Annotated in this window: 17 protein-coding genes and 1 pseudogene; 4 read left to right on the top strand and 14 right to left on the bottom strand. The window is 42.4% G+C overall.

Annotated features, from left to right (window positions below; genetic code table 11):
• Positions 1-62: 62 nt before the first annotated feature.
• From WA1_RS05445 to WA1_RS59420, 5 genes are all read right to left on the bottom strand, one after another.
• Positions 63-356: a type II toxin-antitoxin system RelE/ParE family toxin gene (locus WA1_RS05445; RefSeq protein WP_017743057.1), complete on the bottom strand. Its 294-nt coding sequence runs from the start codon at positions 354-356 to the stop codon at positions 63-65.
• Entirely contained in the window at positions 343-633 is a 291-nt protein-coding gene (locus tag WA1_RS05440) for a hypothetical protein (protein ID WP_017743058.1), read from the bottom strand. The genes WA1_RS05445 and WA1_RS05440 overlap by 14 nt, the downstream gene beginning before the upstream one ends.
• 85 nt (positions 634-718) lie before the next feature.
• Positions 719-1000: a hypothetical protein gene (locus WA1_RS05435; protein WP_017743059.1), complete on the bottom strand. Its 282-nt coding sequence runs from the start codon at positions 998-1000 to the stop codon at positions 719-721.
• The gene (locus tag WA1_RS05430) at positions 997-1374 is read right to left on the bottom strand and encodes a DUF433 domain-containing protein (RefSeq protein WP_017743060.1); all 378 of its coding nucleotides are present in this window, start codon (positions 1372-1374) and stop codon (positions 997-999) included. The genes WA1_RS05435 and WA1_RS05430 overlap by 4 nt, the downstream gene beginning before the upstream one ends.
• Entirely contained in the window at positions 1371-1502 is a 132-nt protein-coding gene (locus WA1_RS59420; RefSeq protein WP_017743061.1) for a hypothetical protein, read from the bottom strand. Before WA1_RS59420 ends, WA1_RS05430 begins: the two co-directional genes overlap by 4 nt.
• Positions 1503-1576: 74 nt before the next feature.
• Between WA1_RS59420 and WA1_RS05425 the strand changes: the two genes are divergently transcribed.
• Entirely contained in the window at positions 1577-2374 is a 798-nt protein-coding gene (locus WA1_RS05425) for a Uma2 family endonuclease (RefSeq protein ID WP_017743062.1), read from the top strand.
• Between the two features lie 104 nt (positions 2375-2478).
• Here the strand turns inward: WA1_RS05425 and WA1_RS05420 are convergent, their stop codons facing one another.
• From WA1_RS05420 to WA1_RS05400, 5 genes are all read right to left on the bottom strand, one after another.
• A complete protein-coding gene (locus WA1_RS05420) occupies positions 2479-6726 on the bottom strand; it encodes a two-partner secretion domain-containing protein (RefSeq protein ID WP_017743063.1) in 4248 nt (1415 codons plus the stop codon).
• Between the two features lie 173 nt (positions 6727-6899).
• Positions 6900-7562, bottom strand: coding sequence for a hypothetical protein (locus WA1_RS05415; RefSeq protein WP_148662621.1), 663 nt, complete (start codon positions 7560-7562; stop codon positions 6900-6902).
• 28 nt (positions 7563-7590) lie between these two features.
• Positions 7591-8076, bottom strand: coding sequence for a PIN domain-containing protein (locus tag WA1_RS05410; RefSeq protein WP_017750209.1), 486 nt, complete (start codon positions 8074-8076; stop codon positions 7591-7593).
• Positions 8073-8342 (bottom strand): UPF0175 family protein, encoded by a 270-nt coding sequence (locus WA1_RS05405; RefSeq protein ID WP_066612732.1) that lies wholly within the window; start codon positions 8340-8342, stop codon positions 8073-8075. The genes WA1_RS05410 and WA1_RS05405 overlap by 4 nt, the downstream gene beginning before the upstream one ends.
• Before the next feature lie 33 nt (positions 8343-8375).
• Positions 8376-9110: a helix-turn-helix transcriptional regulator gene (locus WA1_RS05400; protein WP_272819076.1), complete on the bottom strand. Its 735-nt coding sequence runs from the start codon at positions 9108-9110 to the stop codon at positions 8376-8378.
• 55 nt (positions 9111-9165) lie between these two features.
• On the opposite strand from WA1_RS05400, the pseudogene WA1_RS52265 reads away from it, so the two are divergent.
• Positions 9166-9336, top strand: a pseudogene (locus tag WA1_RS52265) (Uma2 family endonuclease); the annotation flags it as partial.
• 86 nt (positions 9337-9422) lie between these two features.
• Here the strand turns inward: WA1_RS52265 and WA1_RS05395 are convergent.
• Positions 9423-9740: a hypothetical protein gene (locus WA1_RS05395; RefSeq protein WP_017743066.1), complete on the bottom strand. Its 318-nt coding sequence runs from the start codon at positions 9738-9740 to the stop codon at positions 9423-9425.
• 339 nt (positions 9741-10079) lie between these two features.
• Positions 10080-10532, bottom strand: a complete 453-nt coding sequence (locus WA1_RS05390) for an Hsp20/alpha crystallin family protein (RefSeq protein WP_017743067.1) — start codon at positions 10530-10532, stop codon at positions 10080-10082.
• 217 nt (positions 10533-10749) lie between these two features.
• On the opposite strand from WA1_RS05390, the gene WA1_RS05385 reads away from it, so the two are divergent.
• Positions 10750-11058, top strand: a complete 309-nt coding sequence (locus WA1_RS05385; RefSeq protein WP_017743068.1) for a S8 family serine peptidase — start codon at positions 10750-10752, stop codon at positions 11056-11058.
• 386 nt (positions 11059-11444) lie between these two features.
• A complete protein-coding gene (locus WA1_RS05380) occupies positions 11445-13130 on the top strand; it encodes an IS200/IS605 family accessory protein TnpB-related protein (RefSeq protein ID WP_017743069.1) in 1686 nt (561 codons plus the stop codon).
• Between the two features lie 74 nt (positions 13131-13204).
• Here WA1_RS05380 and WA1_RS05375 read toward each other — a convergent pair whose 3' ends face one another.
• Entirely contained in the window at positions 13205-13627 is a 423-nt protein-coding gene (locus WA1_RS05375) for a type II toxin-antitoxin system VapC family toxin (RefSeq protein ID WP_017743070.1), read from the bottom strand.
• The gene (locus WA1_RS05370) at positions 13620-13874 is read right to left on the bottom strand and encodes a YlcI/YnfO family protein (RefSeq protein WP_017743071.1); all 255 of its coding nucleotides are present in this window, start codon (positions 13872-13874) and stop codon (positions 13620-13622) included. Before WA1_RS05370 ends, WA1_RS05375 begins: the two co-directional genes overlap by 8 nt.
• Between the last annotated feature and the right edge of the window lie 45 nt (positions 13875-13919).

The raw sequence follows: 13919 nt of genomic DNA, 5'->3' as shown, positions 1-13919 counted from the left end.
AAACGTCTTGACTCCAATACAGCAAACGGCTGGAACGAAAAGTTACAGCCGTTCATTACACCCTATTGCAACTGCCGTGCGTAATCCATACTGCTATGTAAGATACGCAAGACATAAATGGTGGTATCTTCTAGCTGGTAAAAAATAAGATGTTGTCTTGCTGCCACACACAAAATACCCTCTCTTACTTCGGACTTTTGATGTCCCATGCGGGGATTTTGTCTGAGCAAATCAAACTGCTTATCCAGCATAGCTTTATAGGCAACTGCCTGCTCTTTACCCCATTCCCGCTTAGTGTATCGCGTGATACTCTTTAAATCTTTTTTGGCACTTTCAGTCAATTCAAGGGATAACATCGGCATCAATCTCTAATGGTTCGCCTCTTTCCTCTTCCGCCAACGCCTCCTCAAATAGCTCATCTAATAGCTCTAACGTGTAAGGGGTGACTCTGCCTGCCTTTACATCATCTATGCCCTTTTGTAACGCAGTATTCAGTCGGTTAATTTTAGCTTCATATTGCTGCCTGTCATGCCTAATAACGGCTGCAACGGCTTCCTCCTCGTTCTGAAAGTAACCGTTTTTAACTAATTCGCTAATATAACTTGCATCTGCTGAGGAAAGCTCAACTTGCATACTTTCATCCCTTTATTGCCTATTATATACCAATACTATATTATATCACCTTGAAACTCTTATCTGTCCTACCTTCCGATTGTATTCAGCAAGCCCTAACTACAGGCAGAGAAGTTGATGAACTTTCCTCACGAATGACTTGCTCTAATGAGTCCTTTCCTTTCATACTACGATTAGCTGTTAGCAGAATCATTCGATTCTGTTGAGCAAATCGCCAAACCATTCGGTCATTGCTATTAATTGGCAACTGAACTTCTTCAAAGGTGACGAAGCGAATTGGTAGTAAGTCGAGCCAACCTCCAGTAGTGATGCTTCCAAGAAGAACAAGGGCTTGTCCTTCAATATTATGGTCAATAAGAAAAATCATAAATCTGACTCAGCACGTTTGACTTTTCGTGCCTGAAGTTTTGCCCAAGCTGCCTCCTGATCTGGTTTCGGTGGTATGTTGGCAATTTGGGCAATTCGTTCGCGATTGCGCTCTTCCCAATACTGCCGAATTTCTTCTGCCTGTTGTAGAACAATCTGATACTCTGCCTCTACTTCAGCATAATTTGACTTTATGTATGACATGGCATTACTAAATTGTTCGTCAGTAATATGGAATTTATTGCGGATCAACGAATGTGGATAGCCAGCATGGATATAGTCCATCAAATCATACAGGGTTACCCTTGTGCCTGCGATCGTCAACCCACGCTCTGTACGAACGATCGCCGATTGTCCGTTTGATGTTGAAGTCATGTTCGTGGTCTGGTATCAATTGCTGTTTTATTTTGGCAGAAAGGTGCGTGGAACCGCAGGGTGTCATCAATTCCTTCCAGAGCAGTAGCTTTTGAGAGACCAGTGTCGTTAGGCAAGTCATTAGTCATAATGAAGTTATCTGCTCTGTATCGCGAGTAGCATCTTGTCAGATTTTCTTCATTACTAGCGCTCTCATCACATTATGACATCTCCAACTCGCTTTATTCCTCAATCTCAACCGCCAGTTCCTACAGAGGAAACGCTGCCGACAATGTATGATTTACCAAGTGACAATCCAGAGGACTCCGGTTTGCCAGACGAATTTCACTTCTTCCAGCCATTGCTACTACTGTTAACTTTTGTGCCACCTGATTGGAGTTCAGAACTGGTTTATAGTGCGGCAGACCTGAATCTCTACTATGATGTGCAGCATACTCAATGGTATAAACGTCCCGATTGGTTTGGTGTCGTGGGCGTCCCAAGGTTATATCAAGGACAAGACTTACGTTTAAGTTACGTGACTTGGCAAGAAAAAGTTAATCCGATTGTTGTCGTTGAGTTATTATCTCCCGGTACAGAAGACGAAGATTTGGGAGAAACCCAAAGTGAACCCGATAAACCTCCTAGCAAGTGGTACGTGTACGAGCGGATTTTGCAAGTTCCTTACTATGTGATTTTTAGTCGATACACGAATGAACTTCAAGGATTTCAGTTGGTAGATGGTGAGTATCAATCCATGAATTTGACGGATGGACGCTTGCTGATGCCAGAAATAGGTTTAAGTTTGGGATTATGGCAGGGGTCTTTTCGCGGGATTCCCCGATTATGGTTACGATGGTTCACTCAGATAGGTGAATTGATACCTGTACCCTCCGAAGAAGCAATTGCTGCAAAACAAGAAACACAACAAGCTCAACAAGAAGCAACTGAAGCAAAAAGAAGAGTAGAACAATTAGCAGAACGCTTGCGTCAATTGGGCATCAATCCAGATGAAATCTAACCGCTTTATTCACTTACAATACGTTTATTAGCTATGTGCGTTAGCGAAGCTCACCGTTCGCGAGCGTTCCGCAGGAAAGGTATCGCTATGATTATTCCCTGTGATTACCTACACTCTCGACTCATCACCAATTGACCATTTGAGAGTCGATAAACCCCAAGCGGTTCGATAATAGGGTCGCCTTTTTTCCAAAGACGAGATGTATTTTCATTTATGACATCACGTACATCACCGGTAGAATAATTTGACATCGACGCTTCACCGGGACGATGGGGTAAACCACCTGTACCCGTGATGGTGAAACTGCCCTGTTTTTTCTGACTACGGACTATGCAACTATTGGCGATAAGTGTGTTGGTATCGATCGCGTTTGTAGGGAGTTCGGTGAGGCTGTTTTGAATGGAACTGTTATCAGGAGAATTAACATTAATAGTTCCCGGTAAGCCAAGGTTTGAACTTGCAGTCATATCATTTGTTTGGTTTGATGGTTGGGGACGAGCTTCAATACCAAAAATTCCCCGAGCATTGATGTTAACATTACCACCTGTACCTTTGAAGGCATTGGCTGTGATGTCGCTGTTTTCATTGGGAACTGCAATGAGGAAGGGTGTATTAATTGTGATGTTGCCACCATTGCCACCTGCTTGGGCTGTTCCTGCGGTAGTGGAAATTTGGCTGCCATTGCGTAGAAATAAGTATTGTTCAAGGTTTAAATTGATATTCCCTCCATCAGTAGAAGCTGTTTGGGCAATAACTTTACCGTTACTAAGGCGGATAACGTTAGCAGTAATATTAATATCGCCTGCTGTACCTTTTCCCTGGCTGCTACTGCTGATAAATCCGCCATTGGCGACGTTCAACAATGGAGTTTCAATTGTCAAACTTCCACCATTACCTGTACTTCTTTCTGACACAGCAGCAGTGATTTTGCTAGTTCTTTGTTTTTCCAATGTACCTGTGGATACACCTGTGACATTTACAGATTCACTAGCGCGGATGAAGATTTTTCCTGCGTCACCTTCTCCTGTGGTTTGAACAAAAACTTCTGCACCATCTCTTACATTTAATGTTCTAGTTTCAATCGTCAAATTCCCACCTTTTCCTACAGGTGGTTTGCCGTTTCGAGGGTCTATAATACCTGCTTCGACTCTTCCATCCGTTTGAACACCTGCAAAGATACCTGTATTGTAAAAGTTAGGTTTCTCTGTTTCAAATAAATCTATTTTATCAGCACGAATATAAACATTACCAGCATCACCATCACCAAAGGTTGCTGCTTGAATCTTGCTCCCATCACTCACACTCAAGCGCCTAGTTTCGACAGTTAAGTTACCGCCTCTCCCTTTACCAAGTAAATCTATTTGAGCGAATAAACCACCAGGATAACCAACTGAACCCGTATTACTAGTATCACCTTCACGTTTACGGAGTTGTCCGGCTAATTCTACAGAGTCAGTAGCAATGATTTTAAAATCACCTGCATTTCCCTCACCAAATACACCAGATCCAATTTGTGAGTCTCTAACAATTAACCTTCCTGTTTTGATAGTGATATTTCCAGAATTACCTCTAGCGTTTTGTCCAACGTCAGACTCTAAATTACCATCACTCAATATTTCTACTAAATCTTTAGCTTCAACTGTAATATTTCCTCCATTTCCTTGTCCAGAAGTGCTGGTAAAAATTCCTGCTCTACCCGTAATCCTTAATATACCAGTAGAAATGTTAATATTCCCACCGCGTCCAATTGCACCAGCGCCAAGATTAGCGACGACACTACTGCTTATACCACTACCTGTTCCTGAAATAGTAAACGCATCACGCACGTTGACATTTAGAGTACCGCCATTCCCTTGCCCACCTGGACTTGTGTTAGAGGCTCCGTTCACACCAACCTGTAATCGCCCACTATTCATCAAAGACAGCGATCCCGCAGTAATATTTATACTGCCACCATTACCCACTCCACCAGCTAAAACATTACTCAATGAAGCACTGGAATTTCCGTTACTATCTTTCCCATCAAAAGTGACTGCATCCCTAGCTTGAATCGTGATATTTCCCGCATTTCCTTGTCCGCGAGTAAAGCTATTTATTTGAGCGCCATTTTTTACCGAAAGTGAACCTGTCGTGATGTCTATATTTCCAGCATTTCCTACCGCGCTGCTCTGAACATTATTGGAAATATATGATGATGCAGCATCTAGAAAAATGGCATCACGAGCTGTGACGGAAATATTACCTGAGTCACCTTTACCAGAAGTGCTAGAACTTATATCCCCACCATCTTTTACAAAAATATTTCCAGCTTGAACTTTGATATCCCCACTACGTCTAATTGCACCAGCGCCAAGAGTAGCAAAGACACCACTGTCTTTCCCAATAGTCAATGCATCGCGAACGTTAATATTTACGGTACCCCCAATACCTTGCTCACCTGGACGTGTGTTAGAAGCTCCGTTTACACCAACCTGCATTCGCCCACCGTTCGTTAGAGATAATGATCCCGCAGTAATATCTATGCTGCCACCATTTCCTATAGCCCCAGGTTGTGCATTGCTATATACACCGCTATAATTCCTATTGCTATTAACCCCATCAAAAGTAACTGCATCTCTGGCTTGAATCGTTATATTTCCGGCATTTCCTCGTCCACGAGTAAAGCTACTTATTTGAGCGCCATTGATGACAGAAAGCGAACCTGTAGTCATGTTTATGCCACCACTGTCACCAACAGCACTACTTTGCGCTACGTTACTATAAATACTTCCGTTGTCTAGAGAAATTTTGTCACCAGCCGTAATAGAAACTTTCCCCGAGTCTCCTCTGCCAAAAGTGCTGGAGCTTATTTGCCCACCATCTCTAATAAACAGGTTTCCAGCTTGAATGTTGACATCCCCACCGCGTCCAATTGCACCACCGCCAAGATTGGCAAATACACCACTGTCTTTCCCAATTGTAAATGCATCGCGAACATTAATATTTACAGTCCCACCAATACCTTGCCCACCTGGGCGCGTATTAGAGGCTCCGTTAACAACAACCTGTAATCCCCCACCATTCAGCAGAGACAGCGATCCTGCAGCAATATTTATACTACCACCATTACCCACTCCACCAGATAGAACATTACTTGATGAAGCACTGGAATTTCCATTACTATCTTTCCCATCAAAAGTAACTATATCCTTGGCATGAATCGTGATATTTCCTGCATTCCCGCGTCCGCGAGTAAAGCTATTTATTTGAGCGCCATTTTTTACTGATAGTGAACCTGTCGTGATGTCTATATTTCCAGCATTACCTACTGCTTCTGCTTGAACTGAGTTGAAAATTAAACTATTTGTCCCTGCAAGTTTTATTTGCCCTGTGGTATTGACAGTGATGTTTCCTGCTTGAGTTCCTGTTGTCCCTAAACCTCGTCCAATACCTCCAACAATTTGACTCCCTTCCAAAATCTCTAAATTTCGGGTATTAACCGCAATACTCCCACCACCAGCAGCTTCTACATATACCCCAACTCCATTAGTCAGGGATATATCCGTTCGCGGAACATTTTCAGGAAAGCTTAACCTGAAATTATTACCATCTAGCAAGAGTGCTACGTTACCAGGGGCTGCTAATCCTCCTAACTCGATTCGCCCACCATAAGCATTCAATTCTCCTCCATCCATGCTGATATTACTACCAACAAGCAGTAAACTCTTGCCATCTGGAACACGCAAACCAAATACATCAAAACCTGCAGGGTCTTTTCCTGCATCTGCAATTGAATTATTTTGAATAGATGCTGTTTGATTAATCTGATTAAAAAACAACGCTGAAGGATTAACACTCAGCAACGATGAAGGTACTTCTGGATTTGTAGCACTAAAAATCCCTAAATTGCCAAACTGAATCCCATTTGCTGTTGTCGCCACAAACGAACCATTTACATTCAGACTGGCATTTTGCCCAAAGATAATTCCATTCGGGTTTATTAAAAATAGATTGGCATTACCCAATACACCGAGCGTCCCTTGAATATTGGAGGGATTGTTCCCCGTCACACGACTCAAAATGTTTTGAATTCCAACAGGATTGGTAAAATATACACCTTGTTGGTTCCCAACATTAAATTCATCAAAACTATGGAATAAGTTTATGCCTCGAATCGCTCCACTGTCAATCCGGTCAATGAACCGATTGTCGATTGGAACATTGGAAGTAACAACAGACCTTTCAGCACCCAGAGTGGTATCTGGAGTCAGCTGGGCTAGAACACAATTTCTAGAGTTGGGACTGACTCCAAAAAGCACAAGAGTACTTGCTAGTAATAATTTCCAGTTCTGTCGCTGCCAACACTGAGCCATAAAAGTCTCCTCAAAATCAGATCGGCAGTTGATTGCTAACCTCTTACAGCCGATTGTGTTTAAATAGATCACTCTGTTCAAACTACTCTTGGACAAAGATAGTATCATTGTTGCATTGACAATTGACCTTCCCGATTACAATCTGTTACGCGGATAAGTAGGTCTGTTCCTACCTAACCACAACTTGAATTTTTATGACCAACTCCTAATATCAATTCTTTATAATCTTGTGCTGTAGCTTTTACTTTTGACAAAGCTTGCGTGTTAGTTTCTACAGATTCAAGAAGAGGTAAAGCTTTTTCCCCACCTATGATAGCACTACGGCTTAAGAGAGATTCTGCTAAACGTGGTTCAATACGCAGCCAATAATGTTGAGCAATCTTAATAAAACGTGAAACTAAAACATCATTATTTATCTTCCTCAAAGAGTCTTCTAGCCATCTTAAAATTACTTGAATAATATCTTGTATTACTGACCAAATCCACCATGATGCGACATCCTCAATCATTTGTCTAGAAATAGATTCAGCTGCTTCTTCTTTTAAAAATTCTGTGACTTGATTAAATTTGAAGTCATCTAATGTTGGCATCCTTTCTGCTAATTCTTCAGTTGAAAAATCCCAAGACTCCCTTATAGATTCTGGAATAGATTCTATAGGGGGAAGCGTAAGTAGTGAAATAGTTTCTAAGCATTGCTCTAAAGCATTGAGAGCTTCTTGAATCTCATTGTAACCGTAATTTAGTGTTTGAATTTTATGGCGACGCTGTGTATAACTACTTATCTGCCAGGGATCAGAAAGTCTAGGTAACATATGCGGGAAATTGTTAGTTTTCATATAAGCTTATATTCCACTAAAATTTCTACTAACGTTTTTCCTGTCTGTAGCGGCTCAAGAAACTCTCAATTAAAGAAGGCGAAGCTCGAAAAGTTGTAGATTGAAGTTGAAAGATGGCATTGGGAAAATCAAGTAGATCGCTCATTCCCGCACGATAGAGGATACCTAACAGTCCAGTGACTGTGAATCCACGATTACTCGCTGCTTGTCGTGCTTCCCAATCATCCATGATGAGAAGATTTGCTTTTAACGCGACTGCTAACGAAATGGCTTCGCACTCGCCAGAACCAAGTTTGCTTGGTAAATCTGAGAGTAAATGTTCAACTTTGTGAATTTCCAACCAATTCGGAGGTTGAGCAATCCAGTTTTGGACGATCGCATCAGCATTTTCATTTAAAAGTTCTTCCCGAACAGCATTAGGGATGATGATGCGTCCAAAAAGTTGCGGTAAGATACCAACTTGTCCAATTAATAACAAGTAGCACAGAGGAGAGGTGTCGCAAATGACAATCATCGTTCGCTAAGCACACGTTCGAGGTTGTCTAAGTCTTGTACTAAGTCAGCTTCAGTATAGTGAAGATATGCGCCATGTTGTTTGAGAAAAGCATCGGTAGCTAGGTGGGAGGGGAGCTTTAGAATACGTTGAACTTCAGCAGCACTAAGAATTTTGAGACGATATGCTTCGACAATGAACGATTCTAGCGCACGGCGATTCAGATCGCCGAGGCTGGCTTCGAGCTGATTGGCAAGTTCGTCGGGGAGTTCGATTGTAATTTGCATATTCTTATTTCCTGTGTACATTATATTCCTATGTTACTTAATTTTTTCTAAGCATTCAGTGTGGAAGGCGATCGCAGCATATGCAAGTTCCAAGATCCGAACGCGCAATTGGGGTGGTTCAATCACTTCCATTTGCGTGCCAAACCCCAACACATAGGCGCAAGCCTCTGCTTCCAAGTCAAAGCGAATCGAGACGGGAATCCAGCCATCAGCATCGAGTGGCTCGATCTGCTCTATGCGTGCAAAGTACCCAGCATACCGCAATCGAGGCATGACTTCTGGGTCAACACGTACCTTAACTTTATATTGGGGTAGATTAGCTTGGAACTCAGCCATCGAGTGTTGCCAATACTCGGCTAAATTGAACTTAGCCGGACGAATACAAGGGTGAGACGCGATCGCAGCATGGCGCACCCGTGAGATTCGATATTGACGCACGTCCTCTTCCACAGCAGCTACTAAATACCAGACACTGCCCTTAGCAACTAACCCCAACGGATTGACCAACCGCTCTAATAGTTTGCCATCGCTGCGCTCATAGCTAAGGTATAGTTGCCGCTCCTGCCAAATTGCTGTTTGAAGAATTGGAAACGCTGACATTTCCTCTTCCCACCGATGCCAGCCCGTTGGATCGAGATGGATGCGTTGACTGACTGCTTCCGCCTGCTGACGATTGGCAGAGGGTAGAGCAGCTAAAAGCTTGAGCAAGGCTGCCTCAAACGCCTGAGTCCAGCCTAAATCGGCTAATAAGTGAGCAGGCTTGGGCAAAAACAACGCTTGAATCTCCCCAAGGTTAAGTCCAGTCAGCGTAGTCTGGTAGTTGTCAACGGGTTTGGGCGAGGCTGTACCCACTCCAGGACTCATTTTTACTGATGCAGATAATGTCATTCCTGATGTAGTCTGGGTGAGCAAGGAACGCCTCTCTATCTTACTTGACGATGCCGGACATTTAACAGGAGCGCCAGAACTGATTGTGGAAGTCCTCTCACCAGGTACGAACATCGACCAATAAGGAACCAAAAGCGACTAATGAGATCTTTCCAAGCTAAAAACAACGTTATATTTTCCAGTCAAACTCGCTCAATTGAATTCATCGGTATTTACAAAAGAATTATCCATATTTTCTGAATCATCGGGCGTATATGTTGGCGTATTGGTATCATCCAAGTTTTCCTCCGGATATGGAGTAGGCTTATCGCTACTAAAAGTTTCTTGCATATTATCTTCTATATAATATGCTTCTTGTGGTGGAATCGATAGAACTTCAACTTCTTCTGTCACAGATTCAGCATTTGCCTGAGTAGAAACTCCAAGAAGAAGCGGTAGCAGTGCTAGCGTTATTAAACTTAACAAGATATAGGTCTTAAATCTCAATTGAATTGGCAAAAACTTGTTCATAGCAGCCCGTGTAAATTTGTATTCTGATAAAATTTAATTAAAATGGGTATAGCCGCCCTATTTAATCGGTAAAAATTATCAACTGCCAAGACGCCAAGAGCGCCAAGACAAGAGAGAAAAGACAATTTTACAAATGATTTAGGATTGCTATGTTACGTATAACCACGGTTATTTACTGCCTTCGGGACAAAATTCAAAAATTTTAATAATCTTTTTCACCGTTAAGTTAACGAATCCCTTCATTCGCTTGTATGGCAAAGCCCAGTCACAATTGATCGAGACTGGGCTTTCCAACAGTTAGGTGATTACAACTCGATTGCGTTTATGGTCTGGGCTAAATTATGTACTAGCCTGCTCTAGATTAACTTTGACGACTTTGTTTTTCTCCTGTAAAGTCTTAGGAAGCGTTAGGTTCAGGATACCATCCTTGTATTCTGCCACAACGTTAGTGTTTTCAATCTTAGCTGGTAAAGGAATGACGCGTTGAAACTTACCATAGTGGAATTCAGTCCGAGTCATACCTTTTTCTTCAGTCTTATTTTCAGACTTGCGATCGCCACTGATAGAAACAGTATTTTCTGTGACTTGTATATCCAAATCTTTCGCTTCTACTCCTGGAACTTCCAATTTTAAGTGAATCGCATCATCTGTTTGGGTGATTTCAGCAGCAGGAACTTTGACAAAGTCTCTTTCAAAGGCTGTAGATGGTACTCTGGTCTCCTCAAACAAACGATTCATTTGACGTTGTAGGTCGTTTAGTTCTTGCCAAGGATTGTAACGAATTAGTGCCATAGTTAGGACAAGTGATTTATGTGATTCAGTCTTGTTTACTTTCAATTCCTATAATATGGCTCATAAAATCTACGGGTCTTCGGTTTTAATCACCCAATAATTGATGATTACCGTCTGGAAAATTATGACAATTGTAAGTACGGTTAACTGAATATTTTTGGGACGGTAAATAAGGCATTGCGTACTATTACTTCCTTCCCGCCATGAGATTACCGAGATGGGACCATCAGAAGTTGTCACCACCAGAGGTATTTTCTATTCAACAGGTGCAGTGCAGTTTGACTATTACATTGGTAGTGGCGATCGCTTTAGTGGAACCTCTGCAGCCACTCCAAATATCACAGGTGTTGCTTCCTTAGTCTGGAGCGCCAATCCCAATCTTAGTGGAACTCAAGTCAAACAAATTCTTTCACAAACAGCTTACGATCTGGGCGCATCTGGATACGATACGGAATACGGTAGCGGATTTGTCAATGCTGATGCGGCGGTCAGACGAGCATTGGCACTAGCACAAGGTGTAGCTTGAATTTGTCTCCCTAAACCAGCCCCACTAAATAATTGCAAAGAATAATTCCCTGTAGGGACAATTCATGAAATTCATGAATTGTCCCTAATGAGATCGCCGATCTTGTAGCTTGGGTTGACTTTATGAAACCCAACATCTATGTTGTCCATACTACTTCTGCGATCGGCTATTACTAAGTAGCAGTTTTCTTGTTCAAAGCTTTCCAAAATTTACCAAAGCTTGCTAAAGTCTACTAAACTTGCCCATAACTATTCGACAAGTTTGGGTGAAAGCACTATTCACTCCTTTCTAAAAATTCAATCAGAGGTTGAGAAAGTTTGCGGAAACTGTACATGATTTCATGTATAATCAGGTTACGATAATTTTAAGAAGAGGAGGTGATAAGCTTGCCTAAAGTAACAATACAAACGACAATTCCCAAAATAGAAGTTAATACCAAAGGACTCCAATACTTAGATGAATATCATACCATATTTGGGCAAGCTATACGGAAGGGATTTTCATTAAGAAACCAAATTGGTAAGACCACAAAAAAGGAATCTTCGTTAGAGAAGCTGATTTGTAAAGAATTAGAAACAGAGTTCGGACTGTCGAACTCTGAAGCGAAGAATGCCTACAACAAAGCCTCGGCTGTGTACAGTTCTCAGGCTGAATTAGTAGACAGGTACATTGATGATAATTATGCCCGAATAAAAGGAATTAGAAAGTCGATAGGTAAGCTGAGAGGGAAACTTAAAAAAGCTGTAGAAATCAGACACTCTCTCACTGCCAAGTATCTGACGAAACAGATTCACTTCAAAGAGCAGCATATTAATAAGCTACTCGCCAAAATAGAACGACTTAAAGAATCCAAGGACTCCGGCAAGTTTACCGTGACCTTTGGTAGCAGTAAGCTATTCAAAGCTCAGTATAATCTGGAAGCCAACGGATATAGCTCTCATGAAGATTGGTTAGAAGATTGGCAGAAATCTCGTAGTAGTCGGTCATTTTTCGTTGGCTCTAAAAACTTCCACTTCGGGAATCAGTTAGCACGATATAACCCCGAATTGGGGACACTAACCATCACTGTTTCACCAAGTCTACAAAGCAAGTACGGCGATCGCGTTACCCTACATGAAATCAAGTTTCACCGAGAGGGTCAATGGCTAACGGATGCCATCAAACCAACGGTTATCAAGTCAACTCGTAAGGGAAAAGATGGGGAAAAGTTTGAAATTGCTAGGAATGGAAGTGAACAGCCAGTAACTTACGAGATAGTCGATAAAGATGGTAGCTTATATATCAATGCCACAGTTAATGTTCAACCAGCTAAGATAGAGTCTTCTCTTGCCAACGGCGCTTTCGGAGTAGACTTTAACCCAGGTAGCATTGACTGGACGGTCATCGACAGACATGGGAATTTAAAACGGCACGGTTCCATTAAAATCAATGTACAGGATAAAAGGTCTAAACAGACGAAGGACGTAATCGGAAAAGCTGTCGCCGAGATAGTGAGAATTGCATCTCACCACGGTGTTCCAGTCGTCATTGAAAATTTGGATTTTACTAAAAAGAAAGCATCCATGAAGGAATTGGGTGTGAAGTATGCACGGATGCTTTCGAATATGGCTTACAGTCAATTCCATCAAATGATTGAGACTCGATGCTCGAGATTTGGTGTGGAGTTGATTTTGGTTGACCCCGCCTATACGTCAATTATTGGGGTGACAAAGTATCTGAAAATGTATGCCTTGAGTTCTGGATGTGCAGCAGCATTGGTCATAGCACGTCGCTCTCAAGGCAGAGCTGAGAAAGTACCCTCGTCTGTTCGTTCCTACTTTAGAAAGCCAGAGGATATGCTAAGGTCGGGCGCTTGGGCAAAGGTAGCCAAAAAAAGTAACACTGTTGGCGGTTTTAATCGCAACAAGTTTTACTTTTGTGGTTCAAACAAAAAGGTTCCGACTAACGGTCGGATGCACGGGCTCGCTACGGCAAACAAGTATCTCTCCTTCGCGAAGATACGGTATCGTGCAAGTCTTAATGACTCCTCATATCCGTCAAAAACCCTGCGCTCTTGGTTTTCCTCCCCTTAAGTACATTAATGCTTAAGTTTGGACAGGTTTTAACTAGCGCTCTAGCTCAGTCTCACGTACTTCAGTTTGAAGATTTAAGCTTCCAGTTTTTGGACATATCCTGGACAAGGTGTAAGCGTATTGAGCAAAGATTCATCTGCTGTCCAGAATTGGGCAGATTCTAGAGAGGCAACTGCAAGAAAAGCTGCATCATACAAAGTTGCCAAGGAGAACTGTTGGGCGATCGCCCATGTTTTTGCACGGATAGCATTGTTATCCAGGTAGTCAATCGGCATTTGGCAGAAGTCATCATAAAACCCCTCTGCCTGTGCTACGGTAATTGCCCCCAACCTTACTTTTTTTCGCAATACTGAGCCAACTTCAGCCCATGCAAATGCTGGAGCAACCAAACGCTCATTCGATGTCAGCAAGGGAACGATCAAGTTTCTGGCTTGGGGTTGCAGTGTCTCAGGTACCAGATAAGGAATCCAAACGCTAGTGTCAATACACTTAGTCACGCCGTCCCTCACCAGCTCTAAGCTGACGAATCAAGTCCACAGAACTTGATTGAATTCCTGTTTTGGCTTCTACTTCGGCACTACGAGCCACAATGCGCTGATGTGCTGCCAGCGCTCGCCGTCGTCGCACCTCGCAGGCGAGCGCTTCGACAACCATCTCGTTAAAAGACTCACTGCCTTCTCGAAACTGCTTTGCTTGCTCGAGTAGATCGGCAGGAATGCGGATAGTTACAGCTTCTCGTTCCATACTTGCATCCTATGTAACCACAAAATGACATTATAAATTATAACT

This window comes from Scytonema hofmannii PCC 7110, from assembly GCF_000346485.2.
GTDB classification, from domain to species: Bacteria; Cyanobacteriota; Cyanobacteriia; order Cyanobacteriales; family Nostocaceae; genus Scytonema; species Scytonema hofmannii.
The sequence above is the reverse complement of the archived record's forward strand: the minus strand, read 5'-3'. Positions and strand labels throughout refer to the sequence as shown.